Source organism: Marinithermus hydrothermalis DSM 14884 (assembly GCF_000195335.1).
In the GTDB taxonomy this organism is placed as follows: domain Bacteria; phylum Deinococcota; class Deinococci; order Deinococcales; family Marinithermaceae; genus Marinithermus; species Marinithermus hydrothermalis.
Genome location: NC_015387.1, coordinates 1,176,785 through 1,196,830 on the forward strand (window position 1 = coordinate 1,176,785; position 20,046 = coordinate 1,196,830).

Below are 20,046 nucleotides of genomic sequence, written 5' to 3' on the forward strand. Positions count from 1 at the left end.
CTTCACCCTCCGAAGAAACGCTGGACGTCCTGCAACGTAATCATAACGATAAGGAAGATCAAAAACATAAACCCGATAAAATTAACCGCCGCTTCGTGCTCCGGTCCGATACGCCCTCTCGTCAGCCCGTTCAGGACGAGCATGAACAACCGCCCCCCGTCCAGGCTAGGGATGGGCAGCAGGTTAAACACCGCGAGGGACAGGTTGATCACGGCCATCAAGCGGATGAGGGCAAACCATCCTTCCTGCGCGGCCTCTCCCGTCATCGCGACGATCCCCACCGGCCCGACCACCTCCCCGGTGGCCGTGCCCGTGAACGCCCCGAGGATGCCCCGGATGAAGCTCTGCACCATCTCCGGGAAGAACCCTACCGAGAACTGCACCGCCTGCGCGAACGCGCTGGGGAAAGGCAGCTGCACGTACGCCACGCCCGGACGATACCGCACACCGATCTGCTCGGCCTCGGGCGTCCAGACGAGCTGAATCTCGAGCGGCGCCCCGTCCCGCAGGACGGTAAGCGCGTGCGGCCCTGGCCGTTCCTTGACCTTCGCCAAGTCCGTGTATGCCTCGAGCGGCTGCCCGTCGATCGCGACGATGACATCGCCTGGCCTCAGGCCCGCGCGTTCCGCTAGGCTCTCGGGGAGAACCTCAACGATGTGCGCTTCTGTAGGGATCGCTCGCGGTATGCCCTGGCCGCTGAAGAGCACGGCCATCAGCGTCCACGCCAGGAGCAGGTTCATCACGACGCCTGCGAGCAGGATGAACGCCTTCCCCAAGAACCCCAACCGGGCATACCCCCGAAGGCGCCCGTCGGGATCGGGGACCATGCCCTCGATCTCCGCGTACCCCCCGAGGGGGATCAGGCTGAGCCGCCACTCGGTCCCGCCGCGCTTAAAGCGCACCAAAGGCGGCCCAAACCCAATGGAGAACGCGGGAACCCCTACGCCCTGCAGCCGAGCTGCCAAGTAATGCCCCAGCTCGTGCACGAAGATGCTAACGCCGAGAATCAGCAGAAAGAGCACCAGGCTCATATGCACTCCTTTGCGCGTTCCCGGGCCCAACGATCCGCCCGGTACACACTCTCCCAGGTTACTGGCTCGCGGGGGGTATCCTCCAGGACGCGGCTTATAATCTCGGGAATGCGCGTGAAGGGAATCCGCCCCGCGAGGAACGCCTCGACCGCCACCTCATCCGCGGCGTTCAGGACCGTGGGGGCCAGCCCCCCCATCCGCCCAGCCGCGTACGCGAGCTCGAGCGCCGGGAACCGGGTGGTGTCCGGAGGGTAGAACTCGAGCCGTGCCTCCAGGGGGAGCGCCGCGAGCGGGTTGGGGGCGCGCTCGGGGTAGGTGAGGGCGTACTGGATGGGGAGCCGCATGTCCGTCGGGCCGAGCTGCGCCTTGAGCTGCCCGTCCACGAAGCGCACCAGGGAGTGCACGTACGCTTGGGGGTGGATCAGGACCCGAACGCGCTCGAGCGGCACGCGGAAGAGCTGGACGGCCTCGAGCACCTCCAGCCCCTTGTTCATGAGGGTCGCGGAGTCGATCGTGACCTTCGGGCCCATGTTCCAGCGGGGGTGGGCCAAGGCCATCTCGGGCGTGACTCGGCTCAGGTCCTCCGGCCCTTCGCGGAACGGGCCGCCGGAGGCGGTGAGGATGAGCTCGTGTACGTCCTCGAGCCGTTCCCCTACGAGGGACTGGAAGAGGGCGGAGTGCTCGGAATCCACGGGGAGGATCTCCCCGCCGGCCGCTTCGACTTCCGCCCAGAGCAAGGGCCCTGCGGCGACCATGCTTTCCTTGTTCGCAAGGGCCAGCCGGACGCCTTGGCGGGCGGCCGCGCGGGTGGGAGCGAGCCCGGCGAGCCCCGGGATCGCGGAGACGACCACGTCCGCGGGATGCGCCGCGACCTCCTCGGCCTGGTCCGTGAAGGTGACGCGTGGGAAGCGTGCACGCAGCTCGGGGAGGAGTTCGGGGTGCGCGGAGACGATCTGAGGGTTGAACTCCTGGATTTGCGCGGCGAGACGATCGAGGTTCCGGCCCGCGGCGAGGCCCACGACGCGGTACCCGCGCCAGCGGCAGACCTCGAGGGCTTGGGTGCCGATGGATCCGGTCGAGCCCAGGATGACGACGCGTTTCATGCGAAGATCACCCACAGGTAGTACGTGAGGGGAACGCTGAAGAGCAGGCTGTCCATCCGGTCGAGGAGCCCTCCGTGGCCGGGGAGGAACTCGCCGGAGTCCTTCACGCCACAGTAGCGCTTGAGCATGGACTCCGTGAGGTCGCCGAGCTGGGCGGCGAGGGAGAGGAGGAGGCTCACCAGGAGCAGCTCCACCCACCCGAAGGGAAACACGCCTTTTACGAGGCTCGTGTACCCGAGCAGCGCTCCGATGGACGCAAGGACCCCGCCGACGGATCCTTCGATCGTTTTGTTTGGGCTGATCGTGGGGGCGAGCTTGTGCCGCCCGAAGGCCCGCCCGATGAAGTACGCCCCGATATCCGTAGCGAATGTGGCCACGAGGGGCAACGTCAACGTCCACAATCCCAGGTTGCCGTCCGGGGCGTACCGCAATAGGAGGAAGTACCCGAGCGTCCACGGTAGGTACAGGAAGGCCATCACGCTAAACGCGAAGCGATGGATGTTGCCGCCCTGCACCAGCTCGTAACTAAACGCGCTGAATAAAACCAGGCCTAAAGCCACCTCTCGCCAGGGGATCTGCGGGTAGAGGGCGTGCAGCTGAGGCATGGAGGCCACCAGCATCAGCACCCCCCCCCACCGCAACAGGCCCAGGTTGAGCGTCACTTCGCGGCGGCGCAGCATCGCATTGAGTTCCGCGGTGCCCAACCACAGCACGAACACAAGCCCCGGCACAACCAGCGGCAGCCCCGCCCACAACACGACGAACAGCCCGACGAGCCCCAGAGCCCCGGAAAGGACCCTAGCGCTGAGGGACTCCACCGAACCGTCGTTCCCGCTCTTGGTAGGCTTGAACGGCTTGGCCAAAGTGTTCCTCGCTAAAATCCGGCCAGAGGGTGTCCGTGACCCAGATCTCGCTGTACGCGCTCTGCCACAAGAGGAAGTTGGACAGCCGAAGCTCCCCGCTCGTGCGGATAATCAGATCCGGGTCCGGCATCTCCGGGAGGTAAAGCGCGCGGCGTAGATTCTCCTCGGTGGGCTCGAGCCCCTCCGCCACCATTCGGCGTACGGCACTAAGGATCTCCTGTCGGCCGCCGTAGTTGAGCGCGCCGACCAGATGGAGGCGCGTGCCTTCGCGCGAGGCTTCCTCCGCGTAGCGGATCGCTTCGAGGAGGGTGGGGGGGAGGCCTTCGCGCTCCCCGATGATGTGGATGCGCACGCCTTCCCTGACGAGGTTGGGGGTTTCCTCCCAGAGGACGGTCTCGAACAGCTCGAAGAGCGCGTCGACCTCCTCTTGGGGGCGCCGCCAGTTCTCCGTGGAGAACGCGTACAGCGTGAGCCACTCCACCTGGTGCTTTACCGCAGCCCGCACCGCGGCCCGGATGGCTTCACGGCCAGCAAGGTGCCCGCGAAAACGGGGGAGGCCGCGGGCTTGGGCCCAGCGGCCGTTCCCGTCCATGATGATGGCCACGTGGCGGGGAACGCTCATTCTCCGAGGATTTCGTGCTCTTTCTTCTCTAGGATCGCGTCGATCTTGTCGATGAACTCGTTGGTGATCTTTTGCACCTCGTCCTGAGCGCGCTTGGCCTCGTCTTCGGAGAGGAGCTTTTCTTTCTCGAGCTTCTTGATCTGGTCGAGCGCCTCCCGGCGGGCGTTGCGCACCGCGATGCGCGCTTCCTCCGCGTATCCGCGCGCGGTGCGTGCGATCTCTTTGCGCCGTTCCTCGGTGAGGGGCGGAATCTGGATGTACAGCGCGTCCCCGCGGTTGTTGGGGTTGAGTCCCAGGTCGGACTCCCGGATGGCCTTTTCGATCGCGGGTAGGGCGTTCTGGTCCCAGGCCTGCACCACAAGGGTGCGCGCGTCCGGCGCGCTCACGCTCGCCACCTGATTCAGGGGCATGACCGAGCCGTAGTACTCGACCTTGAGGTGCGCGAGGAGGGCGGGGTTAGCCCGGCCGGTGCGCAGGCCCCCCAGGTTGGCCTCGAAGGCCTCCACCGTTTTTTGCATGTGCGCTCGAGCTTCGCGATAGACCTCTTTAAGCATGGTCCACCTCCATCAGCTGTGAATCAAGGTGCCGATACGCTCCCCCTGAATAATACCCACCAGCGCACCCGGTTTAAAGATATCGAAGACCACGATGGGCAGTTTGCCCTCCATGCACAGGCTGACCGCGGTGGCGTCCATGACCTGGAGCCCCTTGGACAGGACCTCCATGTACGTCAGCTCGTCGTACTTGACGGCGTTCGGGTTTTTGCGGGGATCGTCGGAGTACACGCCGTCCACCTGGTTTTTGGCCATGAGCACCACGTCGACGCCCATCTCCAGGCCGCGCAGCGCGGCCGCGGTGTCCGTGGAGAAGAAAGGATTCCCAGTTCCCGCGCCGAAGATGACCACCCGCCCCTTCTCGAGGTGCCGTAACGCCCGGCGACGGATGTAGGGCTCGGCTACCTCGGCCATCGTGAGGGCGGTTTGGACGCGCGTCTCGAGTCCCAGGGACTCTAGCGCGTCCTGGAGGGCGAGGGCGTTCATGCTGGTGGCCAGCATGCCGATGTAGTCCGCGGTAGCCCGGTCCATGCCGACCCCCTGGCGGGCGCCGCGCCAGAGGTTCCCGGCGCCCACGACGACGGCGAGCTGCACTCCGGTGCGCTTCGCCTTTTGGATCTCCTCGGCAAGTGCGCGGGTCGCGTCGGGAGAAATGCCTTTGCCGTCGGGCCCCGCGAGGAACTCGCCGGACAGCTTGAGCAGTACGCGCTTGTACTTCATCGCTTTAAAAACGGCCCCCTTTCGGGGGCCTATGGGCTTAACCGCCGATTTCGAAGCGGCAGAAGCGTTTGACGACGATGTTCTCCCCGATCTTGGCGATGGCCTGCTGTACCAGCTCGCCCACCGTGATCTTGTCGTCCTTGACGAAGGGCTGCTCGAGCAGCACGTTCTCCTCGTAGAACTTCTTGAGGCGCCCTTCGGCGATCTTGGCCGCGATCTGTTCGGGTTTGCCCTCGTTCAGGGCCGCTTGGATGTAGATCTGACGCTCTTTCTCGACCTCCTCAGCGGGCACCTCGTCCTTGGAGACGTAGCGGGGCGCGGCCATCGCGATATGCATCGCGATATCCTTCGCGAGCTTCTGGAACTCCTCGTTGCGCGCCACGAAGTCGGTCTCGCAGTTCAGCTCCACCATCACGCCGACGCGCTGGTTGTGGTGGATGTACGACCCGATGATGCCCTCGCGGGCCTCGCGGTCGGCCTTCTTCGCGGCCTTCACCGCTCCGCGTTCCCGCAGGATCTGCAGGGCTTTCTCCTCGTCCCAACCGGCCTCCTCGAGGGCCTTCTTCACGTCCATCATGCCAGCGCCGGTGGAGGCGCGCAGCTTCTTGATGAGTTCCATCTGGCTCATGCCTCGGCCTCCTTCCCTTCCGTCACAGCTTCCGGGGCCGCTTCCGCTTCGGCTTCCGCCTCGGCCTCGCCGCCCCGCGCTTCGATGATCACGTCGGTCAACCGGCTCGTGATGAGCTGGATCGAGCGGATCGCGTCGTCGTTACCGGGGATGATGTAGTCGATCAGGTCCGGGTCGGAGTCGGTATCGGCCAGCGCCACGATCGGGATGCCGAGCTTTCGGGCTTCCCGCACCGCGATGAGTTCCTTGGTGGGGTCCACCACGAACAGCGCGTCCGGGAGGCGCTTCAAGCGGCGGAAGCCGCTCAGGTACTTTTTCAAGCGGTCCAGCTCGTGTTTGAGACGGACCTGTTCTTTTTTGGGGCGCTCCTTGATCTCTTCGGACTCGAAGAGGGCCTCGAGCTCCTCGAGACGGTTCACCCGGGCGCTGATCGTCTTGAAGTTGGTGAGCATCCCGCCCAGCCAGCGCTGGTTCACGTACGGCATGCCCACGCGGTCGGCCTCGAGCTGGATGATCTCCTGCGCCTGCTTCTTGGTGCCGACGTAGAGGATCACCCCGCCGCGCGCCGCGAGGTCCTGCACGAAGTTGCAGGTCTTCTCGATCTCGACCAGCGTTTTTTGCAGGTCGATGATGAAAACCCCGTTGCGCTCGGCGTAGATGTACTTCTTCATCTTGGGGTTCCACCGCTTGGTCTCGTGACCAAAGTGGACCCCGGCCTCCAGGAGCTCTTTGATAGATACGTTACAAGCCATGGTCCTCCGCTCGGGGGGCGTTGAGGTTGGGATTTGGGCGTACCTTCAGGGTTGTGCGGGGGACGCCCCCCTGCCCCCGACGGCCTTCCGGCACGCCTCAATGATTATAGTGGCTGGTTGGGCGTATGGGAAGCGGGGGTGTTTTGGGGAAGATATTCACTAGCGGTAGATATCGTGAAATAAATCACTTAATTGGTTTGACGCCCCTACCTAAATGCCGTAAAATACGCCCGGCTGGGCGTAGCCCAAGCACACGGGGCCGTAGCTCAGAGGGAGAGCACCTGCCTTGCAAGCAGGGGGTCAGCGGTTCGAATCCGCTCGGCTCCACCAGCGAGCGAAAAGACCCCGGGTTAAACCCGGGGTCTCGGCGTTGTATCACCCAAAGATGCCTCCCGGTCCGCAGTGCCCGCGCGACTGAAGCCATTCCTGCAGGGAAACGGACCCGTCACTGAAGACGAGGGTTACGTTCGCGCCGGGGCAGGTGTCGTCTTGGAAGTCGTTCTGATCCAGGAATCCGCTAAAGGAAAGGGCTTGCTGCCCGTTGTACTCGACGAACCCGTTCAGGTCGATCCGGACGGGGTTGCCCTGGGCGTCAAGCTGAACGCTGCTCACGGTGATATTGAAGACGAACGACTCATCGCCGGCCTGCGTGGTGACGGTGAACTCCCCGCTTTGGACCTCGATCTCGGAGATAAAGCAATCGCTCCCCCGCGTCAGCGTACCGTTCAGGGTGAGGTCGAGGCGGAGCAACGCCGTCGGATTCGTGTTGGTGGTGTGGAGCTCCACGTGAGCCTGGAGGGTGTCCGTCGTGCCTTCCGTGAGGTTGTACCCGATATCCCAGTTGAGCTGCTTGATCTGACCCAGGGAGCCCGTGAAGGAGAGGAAGGTGGGCTCCAGGATGGGGGTGCCGTTGCAGTCGTACCAGGCGGCCGCGAAGTCCGCCGTTCCCACGACCTCTGCATTCAGGGGCGGCATAGGCCCTCCCCCTTCACCCAGGGTCATCTGGATGTGCGTATTTTGAGGGACCTCGTGGCTGACCCCGTCGCGATCATGCGCCCAGCGCGTGCTCTGATCGTCTTGGTCCCAGTCCACTAAGAGCTCAGCCACCTGGGTGTTGTGCGGCCACTTCAGGCCGAAGTCGTAAGGCGAGGGCGGCGTGTACGGCACGGGTTCGCCGAGGGTGTAGTCGGTCCCCCCCCTGGGCAGTTCGCTGCTCGGGTTCGGGTGGCTTAGGCTTCGCACCCCCTGCATGGAGAGGTCGTAGACTCGGAGCGGGTGAACGCTCGAGGGGCGGGGGGTTTGCAGGAAGGCGATCATGTCTTGCGTGAGGGGAAGCGGGCCGGTGTTGAAGGCGCTGAAGACCGTGTCGCTCCCCAGGTCCTGGATCGCTTGGTCCAGCGCGGCGCGATAGGCCTGCCAGGCCTGATCGAACTCCGCTTGGCTCAACCCTCCGCCAGGGCCGGGACCGGGACCGGGGCCCGGACCGGTCCCCCCGTCACCGGGAAGGCCTTGAAGACCGCAAGCAGCGATAACAATCCCTAAAAATCCAAGACCCAATGCCTTTTTCATGGCATTCCTCCTTAATCCTCAATGCACAGCGCTGAATTGATGGCCTGGAATATATAGGTTACCCCCTCCCCGCTTGGGGTACCGTGAGGCTGCTTTCACATTCCTTGGGCCCCATCCATCCCGCCCTGCAGCGAGAGGCGCACCCTACGAAGCCGCGCTCACCACAAGGGAGGCACCGCCACGTAGCGCACATGACCGCCGCAGCGCCCGTCCGCGTAGTGCACGGTGGCCTCGAGGCGCTTGATGGGGCCCCCGTAGTGGAACGAGATCCACAACACGTGCGCGGTGGGGTCGTACTGGATGTCGTCCACGCCTTTGAAGAGGTCCCGGCACTGCATCTCCCTGCCGTTGCCGTCGTCGTAACAGACGGTGACCAGGCTCAGGGCCTGGTCGGGGAAGGGGCGGGGGGTGCGCAGCACGTACCGGACGGGCTGCCCGTTCCGGTAGCCGTACCGGATGGGGAGGCTCCAGTTCGCGCGGTCGTAGGGCAGCACCACGCGCACCAGCGTGCCTTTGCGGTACACCTTGGCCGGTAGGGGGTCCCCGGTCAGGGGATAGATCCCGTCGGGACAGTAGAGGACACCGCGCGTGGCCTCTTCAGGAAGGAGCTGCGCTAGGGCCACGCCCGCGAGCAGCGATGCGACATAGAGCACAATTCGCAGCACGTTCATATCATAGTTGAAGCCTCGTGCGGCGCGTAAGGGGTGCTTGACGCGTTGGGGCGTACGGTACTAGCGTAGGGACATGCGGCCTCGCGTGCGCACCCCCCGGAGTTACAAGTGGCACCACCAGCGGTGGTGGTGCGGCTAGGCCAGCATCCTTAGGTTTCGGTTTCCCTCGAAAACTCGGTTTGCCATCTAGGAGGAGGTGTGCCTGTGTTACCGGACTACCCCTTACCCGACGCCCGTGGCCGTTTCGGCGTGTACGGCGGGCGTTATGTGCCCGAGACCCTGATTCCAGCCCTCGAGGAGCTCGAGGCGGCCTACCGAGAGGCGAAGGCGGACCCGGAGTTCCTCAAGGCCCTCGAGTATTACCGCACCCGCTACGCGGGGCGCCCCACGCCGCTGTACTTCGCGGCGAACCTCACCCGGCACTGGGGGGGCGCGCGGGTGTACCTGAAGCGCGAGGACCTGAACCATACCGGCGCGCACAAGATCAACAACACCCTAGGCCAGGCGCTGCTCGCGCGGCGCATGGGGAAACGCCGGGTGATCGCGGAGACCGGCGCGGGGCAGCACGGTGTGTCGGTGGCGACGGTCGCGGCGCTGTTTGGCCTGGAGTGCGTCGTGTACATGGGCGAGGAGGACGTGCGCCGGCAGGCCTTGAACGTCTTCCGGATGGAGCTTCTAGGGGCGGAGGTGCACCCCGTGGCGAGCGGGAGTCGCACGCTTAAGGACGCGACCAACGAGGCGATTCGCGACTGGGTGACGCACGTGCGGGACTCCTTCTACATCCTGGGCTCCGTGGTGGGGCCGCACCCGTACCCCATGATCGTGCGGGATTTTCAGAGCGTGATCGGGGAAGAGGTGAAGCGGCAGCTCCTCGAGGCCGAGGGCCGCGCGGTCCCGGACGCGGTGGTGGCTTGCGTTGGGGGCGGATCGAACGCGATCGGAATCTTCGCGCCATTCGCGTACCTGCCGGAGGGGCGGCCGCGCCTGGTGGGCGTGGAGGCCGCGGGGAAGGGGCTCGGCACCGGCCGGCACGCCGCCTCGATCAACGCGGGCAAGCGGGGCGTGCTGCACGGGAGCTACATGTACCTGTTGTGTGATGCGGACGGGCAGATCCAGCCGGCACACTCGGTCTCCGCGGGGCTGGACTACCCGGGGGTGGGCCCGGAGCACGCCTACTACGCGGACGCGGGGATCGCCGAGTACGGGAGCGTCACGGACGCGGAGGCCCTCGAGGCCTTCCAGCTGCTCGCGCGGCTCGAGGGGATCGTGCCGGCCTTGGAGTCGGCGCACGCGGTGGCGTACGCGGGCCGGCTCGCGCGGGAGATGCGGCCGGACGAGGTGCTCGTGGTGAATCTCTCCGGGCGCGGGGACAAGGACGTTGTCGAGGTGAAGCGCCTGCTCGAGGCGCGGAAGGGAGGGCGGTGATCGTGTCGGAGCGGGTGGCGGAGGCGTTTCGCGCCGCGCGCGCCGAGGGGCGCCGGGCGGTGATCCCGTACCTGACCGCGGGGTACCCCAGCCCGGAGGCGTTCGTGGAGGTGGCGACCCGGCTGGCCCGCCGGGCGGACCTGTTGGAGGTGGGCCTGCCGTACTCGGACCCTTTAGGGGATGGGCCCACGATCCAGCGGGCGAGCGAGCAGGCCTTGCGGCAGGGGGTGCGGACCGCGGCGGTGCTGGAGATGGTGCGCGCCTTGCGGGAACGCACCCGGGTGCCCATCCTCCTGATGACTTACGTGAACCCGGTACTGGCCTGGGGGGGCGCGCGGTTTTTCGAGGCCTTCGCCGGGGCGGGCGTGGACGGGGTGATCCTGCCGGACCTGCCGCCGGACGAGGACCCTGCGCTCGTGGCCGCGGCGCGCCGGGCGGGGCTCGCCACGGTCTTTTTACTCGCGCCGACCTCGACGGAAGCGCGGATCCAGACCGTGGTGCGCCACACGAGTGGGTTTGTGTATGCCGTCTCCGTGACCGGGGTGACTGGGGCGCGCGCGCGGCTTCCGGAGGAGGTGGGGGCGCTGGTGCGTCGCATCAAGGCCCACACCGAACTGCCCGTGGCCGTGGGGTTCGGGGTATCGAACGAGGCCACCGCGCGGCAGGCGGCGGCCGCAGCGGACGGCGTGGTGGTGGGCAGCGCGCTGGTGCGGGCCCTCGAGGCGGGGGAGGATCCCCTCACGGTGCTCGAGGCGGTGCGGCGGGGAGCGGCAAAGCCGGTATAGTGAACGCGTATGCAGCGCTATCGCTTGGGGAACCTGGAGGTGTTTTTTCTGCAGGATGGCGCGTTCCGTTTGGACGGCGGGGCGATGTTCGGCGTGGTGCCGAAGGTCCTGTGGTCCAAGGTTGCGCCGCCCGATGAGGCGAACCGCATTCCCTTAACCCTGCGCCCCATGCTGGTGCGGGTGGGGGAGAAGTGGGTCCTGGTCGAGACGGGGGTGGACGATAAGCCCGGGGAGAAACACCGCCGGATCTACGCGATCGACCGGAGCACGAACCTCCTGGCCGCGCTGAAGGCGCTCGGCCTGACCCCGGAGGATATCGATCTGGTGGTGAACACGCACCTGCACTTTGACCACGCGGGCTTGAACACGGTGCGGGACGAGGCGGGCCGGATCGTGCCGTTGTTTCGCCGGGCGCGGTACGTGGTGCAGCGCCAGGAGCTATATGACGCATTGCACCCGCATGAGCGCAGCCGCGCGAGCTACCTCCCGGAGAACATCGAGCCGGTCCTCGAGGCAGGGTTGTTCGAGGAGGTGGAGGGGGAGGCCGAGCTTTTGCCGGGGGTTCGGGTCGTTCCGCTGCCTGGGCACACCCTGGGGCAGCAGGGGGTGGTGCTGGAGTCCGAGGGGCAGCGGCTGGTGTACACGGCGGATCTACTCCCGACCTTTGCGCACGCGCCGCTCCCGTACATCATGGCCTACGACCTGTACCCGGTGACGACGTTGGAGACCCGCAAGCGCTTCTACCCGGTCTGGGCCGAGGAGGGCTACCTGGTCGCGCCTCCCCACGATCCCACGTACGCCTTGGGGCGTTTGGTGTTGGGGGAGCGTGGGTATACACTCGTGCCGGTGTAGGCGTTCATTGGGTACACTGAGAATAGGCGCGCCGCGTGACGCCATGATGAAAGCGTGCTGCGCACGGGACGTGGCCGGGTTTTTCCCGGCCCTGTCCATGCCCTGAGGTGGTGTATCCGGTAATGGCCAGGAAGACTACACCGTGGCTCGAGCTGCTCGAAGGTGTGCGCCCGCACCTTTCGGGCCGGGACCACCGTGGCGCAAAGGGCAGCCTGCGCTGGCTCGAGGCCGTCATGGCGGAGCGCGGCGGTCGCGCCGGAGCGGTCCGTAACATCCTGTACAAGGACCTCGGCGCTCCGGAGGAGAAGGCGCGCCTGTACGGGATTATCGCGGAGCTGTATCGGGAGGCTGGCCTGAACCCGCCCGCTCCGCCCGTCGAGCTCGCGCTGGAACGCGCGCGGCGCGTGCTGGGCCGGGACAAGCGACGCTACTACCGGCGGTTCATCCGGGCCCTCAGCCAGGGCGAACGCCCCCAGATGATCGTCGTGGGGGAGGCGGCCACTGGGAAAGGCGTTCTGCTCGCGCACGTGCGCGAGGCGGTCCCCGAGGCCTTTTTCGTGAACGTCGCCGGGGATCTGGGGCCCGCCTTGTACTCCTTGGCGGAACTCCTTGACCTGGATGAGGCTTTCGAGGCCCTTTTGGCTCGGCTTTCGCCCGTCCAACCTTACGCGGTGCAGGCGGCGTTGCAGGGCGAGGTGCGTGCCCTATTCGCCAAAGGCTTGAACGCGCGGGGCCGCGTGCTTTTGTTGCGCGCCGAACGGGACGCGACGATCGCGGACCTGCCCTTGCGCGATGCGGACGGGAACCGCGTCCGCCTCGCCGCGTGGCTCGAGCCGTTACTCGAAGCGCTCGAGGTGCCGTACCTCGCGGCGCTCTCCGAGCCACCCCCTAAGCTTTCCTACCAGCTCCTCAAACCGCCCTCCCGTCAGGAGGCCCGCCGCTACGTGAGCGAGCGCTTGCCGCACCTGAAGGCGGAGGAGGTTGAAGCGATCGTGAATCGGGCGGGGCGCCATTACGGGGAGCTCTCCCGCCTCACCCTCCTCGAGGCGGTGCGCCACGGGGACTCGGCCGAGGCCGACCTCGAGCAAGACCCCCGGATGGGGCCGTTGGTGCAGGCTCTCGCGGTCCTCTCTCCAGACGAGGACCCTGCCGTGCCCGTGCCCCTGCTCGAGCAGGTGATCGGCCGGACGCTCGGCGAGCTGAGCAAGGCCGAGCAAGCTTTGATCGCGGAGGCGGGGGAGGGGTACGTACGCCCCGCGGTGCGCGCGGTGCTGCCCGAGCGCCCGAGGAACGCGCGCTGCGTGCACGCGGAAGCCCTCGCCTACTACACGCGCCACCCGCACCCCTTCCGCCAGCTGTACCACGCCCTAGGGGCGGAGGCCTACGAGGTCTTCCTCGAGCTCGTGGAGGAGGACCCGATGCGTCTCGCGTTGGTCCCGGGGGTTTGGGGGGAGGCGGCCGCGTGGCCGCTGTCCGCACGGTTGCGCCTCGCGAACGCCGTGATCCGGTACCGGGCGGTCCTCGGGGAGTACACCCATCCTGAGGTGCGGGAGGCCTTGGAGCTCCTCGCGAACGCGCCGGACCCGGAGCTGCGGGCGTGGGCGCGCATCAAGGCCGCGGAAGCGTACGTGGACCAGGGGCGGTACGCCGAGGCGGCCGCCTTGATCCAGGAGTTGCCGCACTTAAAGGACGAGGCGCGGGCGGAGGCGTTGCTGGTGCAAGCGGCGCTCGAGCGTTGGCGGGGCGCGTACGATCGGGCGGAACGCGCGGTGCGGGAGGCGCTCGCCCTGTCCATCCCACCGTTTCTTCTGGATCGAGCCCGGTTGTGGCAAGGGGTTGTGGCGAAGGACGCAGGCCGCATGACGGAGGCCCTTGAAGTCCTTAAGGAGGTGCGGCACAACCCCCTCGCGGTCGCGCGGGCCCGCTACCAGGAGGGCGACCTCCTGATGCGGTTGGGGCGCGCGGAGGAAGCCGTGACCCGCATCGAGACGGCTTTGCAGGGCCTTGAGGCGGTGGACGCTCCCTTGGAGGAACGCAGCCGCGTGCGAGCCCGGCTGGGCACGGTGCTGCGCCGCTTGGCGCGGTACGATGAGGGAGCCCGTCACCTGTATGCCGCCTTGGAGTGCGCTCCGGACCCGTTCACGCGCGCGCGGGTCGCGAGCGAGGCCGCGATCCTGGAGGCGGCCCGCGGTCGCGGTTTTGAGGCCGTGCGGTTGGCAGCGGAGGCGGAGGCGTTTTTCCGCATGACCTCCGTGCGTCCCGAAGAGGCGCGCTACCGGCACCGGCGCACCCTGTTCCGCTTGGCGATGGCCTTTTGGGTGTTAGGAACGGGGCAACCGTACCGCGCTCCGTTCCGTGGGAGCGGTTCGGTCGAGGCGGCACGCCGCCTGCTCGAGCCGCTCTTTTCGGAGGTGGCGCCCCTCGCCTCGACGGCCGATCGGTACCGCCACCTGTTGGTGGACGTGGCCTTGGGGTTGGCGCTCGTGCTCCCGGCAGCGGAGGCCGCCGCGATGCTCGAGCCGCTTTTGGAACAGCCCCAAACCTATTTGGCGGTGCAGGTTCGCCTGGGGTACGCCGAGGCGCTATTGCGCGGGGGGCGGCCGGAGCTGGCGCTACGGCAGACGCTGCTGTTGCCTGAACTGCCGCCGGAACCGGGGTTGGGCGCGTGGAAGCTCGCGATTGAGGCCGAGGCGTTGCTGCGCCTGGAGGGCCCCCAGGCCGCCGAGCGGCGGCTTGGGGGAGTGCGGGCCTTGCCCGCCCCGTTGCGTGCGCAGGTGGGGCGCGTGTTGGGGCGGGCGCTGCTCGATCTGGGCCTCGAGGCGGTGGGGGAGGCTTGGGCGGGAGGGTTGGGGCCGCTGGGCCTTCCGGAGGGGCTCGCCCTGGCGTTTGAGCGGGCGGCGGTGCCCGCAGAGGTTTAACTCGCCTCTAGGCCAGTCCACGCGCGGAATACCTGGAGGTTGTACGGGTCGTACTCTTTAGGAGTTTCCATGATGAAGCTCTTCTCCTGGAGACGCGCGTCCTGAACCACCTCCCGTAGCGCTTCCCCGATCTGGCCTTCGCCGAGGTTCGCGTGGTGGTCCGTGCGGGTGTTGAAACCGCCTACGGAGTCGTTCAAGTGGATCACCGGGACGCGCTCCAGGCCGATCACCCGATCGAGTTCGGCGATCACGCCCGCGGGGTCCTCGTGCACCGGGTACCCGGCGGCGAAGGCGTGCGCGGTGTCGAAGCAAACCCCTAGGGGGGTGCCTTCGATGAGCTGGGCGAGTTCCTCGAAGCGCCGACCGACCTTCTGGCCGCCCCCGGCCACGTTCTCCAGGAGGAGGCGGGCGGGGGAGGGGGCGAGCTCGAGGGCTTTCAGGGCGCCTTTGCGGACCTGCTCGGGGTCCCCGGAGCCGGGGTGCACCACCACGTACTCCAGGCCGAGGGCGCGGGCTTTGCTGAGGTCGTCCGCGAGGCTGAACACGCTTTTTTCCCAGAGCTCGCCTTGAGCACCGAGGTTCACCAGGTAGGAGGCGTGAATCACTCCAGTAGCGACCCGACTGAGCTCGCGTGCTTCGCGGAAGCGTTCCGCTTCTCCTGGTTTGAGCGTGCGCGTGCGCCAGCTGCGGGGGCTTTTAGCGAAGATCTGGATCGCAGTGATCCCCAGGCGTTCCGCCTCGTCGATCGCGGTGGCGTACCCTTTCTTGCCGCTGATGGAGACGTGAAGCCCGTACCTCATTCCGTGCTCGCCTCCTCGATAACCTCGAGGCGCACCCAGACCACGCCGAGCCCGATCATCTCGAGGTCCTGGGCGGCCCGGTACGACAGGTCGATGATCCGGCCTTCCTTCCACGGTCCGCGGTCGTTGATCCGCACCACCACGCTCTTCCCGGTGTCGAGGCGCGTGACGCGCACCCGCGTGCCGAAGGGCAGGGTGCGGTGGGCGGCGGTGTAGGCGTACATGTCGAACACCTCGCCGCTCGCGGTCTTACGGCCGTGGAACTTCGGGCCGTAGTACGAGGCGTACCCTTCCTGCACGAACCGCGCGGGACGTGCGGGGGAGGTGCCCGAAGGGATGACGAGGACCTGCCCCGCGTAGATCGTGGTGCCCTCGAGGTGGTTGGCGGCCTGGAGGGCCGCGACGGTGGTACCGAAGCGCCGGGCCAGGCTGTAGAGCGTGTCCCCGGGCTGGACCACGTAGCGCGGGGGCGCGGTGAGGGCAGGGGCGCACCCCATGAGCACGAGGGCGAGGCTGCCGATGAGCCGTTTCATACCTGGATCAGGTGCTTAGGGGTTTGGGAGAGAACCTCGAACCCGTCGGCGGTGACCAGCACCAGATCCTCGATGCGGCACCCGCCCACGTCGGGGATGTACACGCCGGGCTCGATCGTGAGGATCATGCCCGACTCGAGAACGTCCTCGGATTCCCGCCAGAGGGCCGGGCCTTCGTGGACCGCGAGGCCGACCCCGTGCCCGAGGGAGTGCGTGAAGTACTCGGCGTACCCGTGCTGGGCGAGGACTTCGCGGGCGATCCGGTCCAGCTCGCGCGCCGCGCGGCCGGGGGCGACGGCCTGAAGGGCGGCTTCCTGGGCAGCGAGGACCGCGTCGTAGATGCGGCGAAGCTCGTCGGGGATGGGGCCGACGGCGAGGGTGCGGGTCATGTCCGAGTGGTACCCGTCCACGCGCGCGCCGAAGTCGAGCGTGACGAGCTCACCGGACTGGATTGTGCGGGGGCTGGCGGTGCCGTGCGGCATCGCGCTGCGGGGGCCGGAGGCGACGATGATCTCGAAGGCCGTGTCCTCGGCGCCGTGCGTGCGCAGGAAGCGTTCGAGCTCGAGGGCGATCTCGATCTCGCGTACGCCGGGGCGGATCTGGGGGAGGATGTGCGTGAAGGCTTGGTCGGTGAGGGCGGCGGCCGCGCGGATCTTCTCGATCTCCTCGGGGGTTTTGCGGAGCCGGAGGGTTTCGATGAGGCCGTGGGTCGGGACCCATTCGGCGGGGATGGTGGCCTTGTACCGTTCGTACTGGGCGTAGGGGAGGTGGGCGGCTTCGAAGCCGACGCGGCCCTTGAGGAGCTCCTTGAGGGCCTCTAGGAGTTCATGTCGCCCGAGGATCCGGTAGGGGATGCGGCTTTCCTCGCGGGCTTGGACGGTGTAGCGTCCATCGGTGAGGAGGAGGGCGCCTTCTTGGGTGAGGATGACGCGGGCGTCTTGGGGGGCGCTGAAGCCGGAGAGGTAGCGGACGTTCTCGGGGGTGGTGACGAGAAGGGCGTCGAGGTCGTGTTGCTGTAGGAGTTCTTCCGGTTTCACGGCATGAGTTTAGCATGGCTTTTTGAAGAATGTTTTCACGAGCATGGTTTATCGTGAAAAATATCACTAATTATCCAACAAAAAAGGGCAGGGGAGACCCCCACCCCCACACACTACACAGCCGTAGCCAGCGCCAAAAACCGCGTCGCATCCAGGCTCGCGCCGCCTACCAGCCCGCCGTCCACGTCCGGACCCTCCAAGATCTCCGCAAAGTTCCCAGGCTTGATCGAACCCCCGTACAGCACGCGCACCCCCGCGGCGAACTCCGGCGTGTACCGGCGGGCCAGCCAGTCCCGGATCGCCCGCGCCATCTCCTGGGCGTCCTCCGGGGTCGCGGTTCGCCCGGTGCCGATCGCCCACACCGGTTCGTAGGCCACGACCAGCCGACCGGGATCCGGGGCCTCCACCCCCTCCAGACTCCCCTCGAGCTGCGCTAGCGTGAAAGCCACCGCCTCTCCCGCCTCGCGCACCTCGAGAGGTTCCCCCACGCACACGATCGGCACCAGGCCGTGCTCGAGGGCCTTGCGGGCCTTAGCCGCGACGAGAGCGTTGGACTCCTTCCAGTACGCCCGGCGCTCGCTGTGCCCCACCACGACGTACGCGCACCCCAGATCCGCGAGCTGACGCGCGGCGACCTCGCCAGTATAGGCCCCTTCCTCGTGCGCCGAGACGTCCTGGGCTCCCCACCGCACCGGGCTGTTTTCAAGCGCTTCCCGAACAACGGGGAGGAGGGGGTAGGCGGGCAGCACGGCCACCTCGCACGCCACCGGGTCCGGTAAGCCGTCGAGGACCGCCCGGCACCACGCCCGTGCCTCGGCGGTCGTCTTGTGCATCTTCCAGTTCCCGGCAATGAGCACCCGCCGCGTCACTGGAGCACCTCCAGCCCGGGCAGCGTGCCCCGCTCGAGGAACTCGAGGCTGGCTCCTCCGCCGGTCGAGACGTGACTGAAGCGCGCGGCGAGGCCCAGCCGATTCGCCGCAGCGACCGAGTCCCCGCCCCCCACGACGGTGTACGCGCTCTCGAGGCCGGCGATGGCCTGGGCGACGGCAAGCGTGCCTTGCTCGAAGCCCGGGACCTCGAAGACGCCCATGGGGCCGTTCCAGAAGACGGTGGCCGCCCCCTGGAGGGCTTGGGCGAAGCGCTGGCGGGTGTCCGGCCCGATGTCCAGCCCCATCCAGCCGTCCTCGATCGCGTTCGCAGGCATCACGCGGCTCGGGGCGCCGGCCTCGATCCGGGTGGCGGCGACGCTGTCGGTGGGGAGGAGGAGCTGGACGCCCTGGGCTTCGGCGCGGCGCATCAGCTCGCGGGCCAGCTCCAGCTTGTCCTCCTCGACGAGGCTGTCCCCGACCCGGCCGCCTTGGGCCTTGATGAAGGTGAAGGCCATCGCCCCACCGATGATCATGCCGTCCACGCGCGGCAGGAGGTTCTCGATCACCCCGATCTTGTCGCTGATCTTCGCGCCGCCTAAGACGACCCAGTAGGGTTTCGGGGCATCCTCGAGGAGTTTCCCAAGCGCTTTGACCTCACGCTCGACCAAAAGCCCAGCGTATCCGGGGAGTTCGCGGGCCACGCCGGTGACGGAGGCGTGCGCGCGGTGGGCGCTCCCGAAAGCGTCGAGGACGAAGGCGTCTCCGAGCCGGGCGTATCGCCGCGCGAGCTCGGGATCGTTCTTGGTTTCGCCAGGCTCGAAGCGCACATTCTCTAATAGGGCGACCTCACCGGGCCGGAGGTCTTTTAGGGCCTGGTGGGTCTCGTCCGCGCCGGGCAGGCTGGGCACGTACCGCACAGGCCGCTGGAGGAGGGCCTCGAGGCGCGCGGCGACGGGAGCCATGCGGTAGGCGTCGTCCACGCCTTTGGGGCGGCCCAGGTGGCTCATCAGGATCAGGGCGGCGCCTTGCTCGAGAAGATGGCGTAGCGTGGGGAGGCTGGCTTGGATGCGGGTGTCGTCCTGCACGACGCCGTCCTTGATCGGCACGTTATAGTCCACCCGCACGAGGACCCGTTTGTCCTTGGCGTTGAGTTCGCGTACGGTTCGCATACTACCCCCTTTCGATACCGGGAGGGGCGGAGTGCGCCCCGCCCCTCAGCATACCGTTTGGTTCTCGTGGGTTACTCGTGTTTTCCGATGAGTTCCACCAGGTCAGCTATGCGGCTGGCATACCCCCACTCGTTGTCGTACCAGCTGAAGACCTTGGCGAGGTTTCCGAGGGAGATGGTGAGGCTGCCGTCGATGATGGCGGAGTGCGGATCGCCGACGATGTCGGTGCGCACGATGGGTTCCTCGGTGTAGCGCATGATGCCCTTGAGGGGGCCTTCCGCGGCGGCTTTGAGGGCGGCGTTGATCTCTTCGCGGGTGGCGTCGCGCTTGAGGAGGACGGTGATGTCGCTGATCGACCCGGTGGGGGTGGGGACCCGGAGGGCCATTCCGTCGAACCGGCCCTTGAGTTGGGGGAGGACTTTGGCGGTGGCTTTGGCGGCCCCGGTCGTGGTGGGGATGATGTTGATCGCCGCGGCTCGAGCGCGCCGGAGGTCGGAGTGGGGAAGGTCCAGGATGCGTTGGTCGTTGGTGTAGGAGTGGACCGTGGTCATGAGGGACTTCTCGATACCGAAGGTTTCGTCCAGGACCTTCATGACCGGGGCGAGGGAGTTGGTGGTGCAGGAGGCGTTGGAGATGATGCGGTGCCGTTCCGGGTCGTACTCGTCCTGGTTGACGCCGAGGAGGGCGTTCCAGTCGGGATCTTTAGCGGGGGCGGTGATGATCACCCGTTTCGCCCCGGCTTTGAGGTGTTTTTCGGCGTTTGCGCGGTCGCGGAAGACGCCGGTGGATTCGATAACGATGTCCACGCCGTGCTCAGCCCAGGGGATGGTTTCGGGATCGCGGGTGGAGGTAACGCGGATGCGTTGGCCGTCGACGAGGAGGTGGTGCTCGTCGTACTCGATCGCGCCTGGGAAGGGGCCGTAGTTGGAGTCGTACTTTAACAAGTGCGCAAGGGTTCGGGTGTGGGTCAGGTCGTTGACCAGTGCGACGGGGATGCCGCGTTGGTGTAGGATGCGGAAGACTTGCCGGCCGATACGTCCAAACCCGTTGATGCCAATCCTCATATCACGCCTCCCTCGTGGAATCGTTTCCACCCACGTCTACTATACCACGCCCACCCCAGACAAACGCCCCTCCACCTTCAA

At 67.0% G+C, this 20,046-nt stretch carries 20 protein-coding genes and 1 tRNA gene; 5 read left to right on the forward strand and 16 right to left on the reverse strand.

The features are described 5' to 3' along the window. Positions 1-2: 2 nt before the first annotated feature. Genes MARKY_RS05965 through rpsB form a run of 8 tightly spaced genes read right to left on the reverse strand, consistent with a single transcriptional unit; the run spans position 3 to position 6,273 of the window. Positions 3-1,031, reverse strand: a complete 1,029-nt coding sequence (locus tag MARKY_RS05965; protein ID WP_013703979.1) for a M50 family metallopeptidase — start codon at positions 1,029-1,031, stop codon at positions 3-5. Next, a complete protein-coding gene (dxr, locus tag MARKY_RS05970; RefSeq protein ID WP_013703980.1) occupies positions 1,028-2,134 on the reverse strand; it encodes a 1-deoxy-D-xylulose-5-phosphate reductoisomerase in 1,107 nt (368 codons plus the stop codon). Before dxr ends, MARKY_RS05965 begins: the two co-directional genes overlap by 4 nt. Beyond that, positions 2,131-2,952 (reverse strand): phosphatidate cytidylyltransferase, encoded by an 822-nt coding sequence (locus MARKY_RS05975; protein WP_013703981.1) that lies wholly within the window; start codon positions 2,950-2,952, stop codon positions 2,131-2,133. Before MARKY_RS05975 ends, dxr begins: the two co-directional genes overlap by 4 nt. Next, positions 2,933-3,619 carry a polyprenyl diphosphate synthase gene (gene uppS / locus MARKY_RS05980; RefSeq protein WP_013703982.1) on the reverse strand — a complete coding sequence of 229 codons (687 nt, stop codon included), beginning with the start codon at positions 3,617-3,619 and terminating at the stop codon, positions 2,933-2,935. The genes MARKY_RS05975 and uppS overlap by 20 nt, the downstream gene beginning before the upstream one ends. Further along, positions 3,616-4,173 carry a ribosome recycling factor gene (gene frr / locus MARKY_RS05985; RefSeq protein ID WP_013703983.1) on the reverse strand — a complete coding sequence of 186 codons (558 nt, stop codon included), beginning with the start codon at positions 4,171-4,173 and terminating at the stop codon, positions 3,616-3,618. The genes uppS and frr overlap by 4 nt, the downstream gene beginning before the upstream one ends. A 12-nt stretch (positions 4,174-4,185) precedes the next feature. Beyond that, on the reverse strand, positions 4,186-4,893 hold the full coding sequence (gene pyrH, locus MARKY_RS05990) for a UMP kinase (RefSeq protein WP_013703984.1): 708 nt from the start codon (positions 4,891-4,893) through the stop codon (positions 4,186-4,188). A gap of 37 nt (positions 4,894-4,930) precedes the next feature. After that, positions 4,931-5,521 carry a translation elongation factor Ts gene (tsf, locus tag MARKY_RS05995; protein WP_013703985.1) on the reverse strand — a complete coding sequence of 197 codons (591 nt, stop codon included), beginning with the start codon at positions 5,519-5,521 and terminating at the stop codon, positions 4,931-4,933. Then, the gene (gene rpsB / locus MARKY_RS06000) at positions 5,518-6,273 is read right to left on the reverse strand and encodes a 30S ribosomal protein S2 (protein ID WP_013703986.1); all 756 of its coding nucleotides are present in this window, start codon (positions 6,271-6,273) and stop codon (positions 5,518-5,520) included. The genes tsf and rpsB overlap by 4 nt, the downstream gene beginning before the upstream one ends. Before the next feature lie 255 nt (positions 6,274-6,528). Here rpsB and MARKY_RS06005 point away from each other — a divergent pair. Then, positions 6,529-6,603 (forward strand) — tRNA-Ala (locus tag MARKY_RS06005). Positions 6,604-6,648: 45 nt separating this feature from the next. Here MARKY_RS06005 and MARKY_RS06010 read toward each other — a convergent pair. Beyond that, the gene (locus MARKY_RS06010) at positions 6,649-7,719 is read right to left on the reverse strand and encodes a hypothetical protein (RefSeq protein ID WP_041657863.1); all 1,071 of its coding nucleotides are present in this window, start codon (positions 7,717-7,719) and stop codon (positions 6,649-6,651) included. 281 nt (positions 7,720-8,000) lie between these two features. After that, positions 8,001-8,507: a hypothetical protein gene (locus tag MARKY_RS06015; RefSeq protein WP_148230409.1), complete on the reverse strand. Its 507-nt coding sequence runs from the start codon at positions 8,505-8,507 to the stop codon at positions 8,001-8,003. Between the two features lie 204 nt (positions 8,508-8,711). Between MARKY_RS06015 and trpB the strand changes: the two genes are divergently transcribed. From trpB to MARKY_RS06035, 4 genes are all read left to right on the forward strand, one after another. Next, positions 8,712-9,938, forward strand: coding sequence for a tryptophan synthase subunit beta (trpB, locus tag MARKY_RS06020; protein WP_013703989.1), 1,227 nt, complete (start codon positions 8,712-8,714; stop codon positions 9,936-9,938). 2 nt (positions 9,939-9,940) lie between these two features. Next, a complete protein-coding gene (gene trpA, locus MARKY_RS06025) occupies positions 9,941-10,723 on the forward strand; it encodes a tryptophan synthase subunit alpha (protein WP_013703990.1) in 783 nt (260 codons plus the stop codon). 9 nt (positions 10,724-10,732) lie between these two features. Next, on the forward strand, positions 10,733-11,575 hold the full coding sequence (locus tag MARKY_RS06030; RefSeq protein WP_013703991.1) for an MBL fold metallo-hydrolase: 843 nt from the start codon (positions 10,733-10,735) through the stop codon (positions 11,573-11,575). A gap of 122 nt (positions 11,576-11,697) precedes the next feature. Beyond that, positions 11,698-14,493: a tetratricopeptide repeat protein gene (locus tag MARKY_RS06035; RefSeq protein ID WP_013703992.1), complete on the forward strand. Its 2,796-nt coding sequence runs from the start codon at positions 11,698-11,700 to the stop codon at positions 14,491-14,493. On the opposite strand, the gene MARKY_RS06040 is transcribed toward MARKY_RS06035, so the two are convergent. The 6 genes from MARKY_RS06040 to gap form a co-directional block, all read right to left on the reverse strand. Then, positions 14,490-15,293, reverse strand: coding sequence for a deoxyribonuclease IV (locus tag MARKY_RS06040; protein WP_013703993.1), 804 nt, complete (start codon positions 15,291-15,293; stop codon positions 14,490-14,492). The two genes, MARKY_RS06035 and MARKY_RS06040, sit on opposite strands and share 4 nt — an antisense overlap. Then, positions 15,290-15,826 carry a septal ring lytic transglycosylase RlpA family protein gene (locus MARKY_RS06045; protein ID WP_013703994.1) on the reverse strand — a complete coding sequence of 179 codons (537 nt, stop codon included), beginning with the start codon at positions 15,824-15,826 and terminating at the stop codon, positions 15,290-15,292. The genes MARKY_RS06040 and MARKY_RS06045 overlap by 4 nt, the downstream gene beginning before the upstream one ends. After that, a complete protein-coding gene (locus MARKY_RS06050) occupies positions 15,823-16,863 on the reverse strand; it encodes a M24 family metallopeptidase (protein ID WP_013703995.1) in 1,041 nt (346 codons plus the stop codon). Before MARKY_RS06050 ends, MARKY_RS06045 begins: the two co-directional genes overlap by 4 nt. Before the next feature lie 113 nt (positions 16,864-16,976). Then, positions 16,977-17,732, reverse strand: a complete 756-nt coding sequence (gene tpiA, locus MARKY_RS06055) for a triose-phosphate isomerase (RefSeq protein WP_013703996.1) — start codon at positions 17,730-17,732, stop codon at positions 16,977-16,979. Next, positions 17,729-18,901, reverse strand: a complete 1,173-nt coding sequence (locus MARKY_RS06060; RefSeq protein ID WP_013703997.1) for a phosphoglycerate kinase — start codon at positions 18,899-18,901, stop codon at positions 17,729-17,731. Before MARKY_RS06060 ends, tpiA begins: the two co-directional genes overlap by 4 nt. Before the next feature lie 71 nt (positions 18,902-18,972). Next, on the reverse strand, positions 18,973-19,965 hold the full coding sequence (gap, locus tag MARKY_RS06065) for a type I glyceraldehyde-3-phosphate dehydrogenase (RefSeq protein ID WP_013703998.1): 993 nt from the start codon (positions 19,963-19,965) through the stop codon (positions 18,973-18,975). Positions 19,966-20,046: the final 81 nt, after the last annotated feature.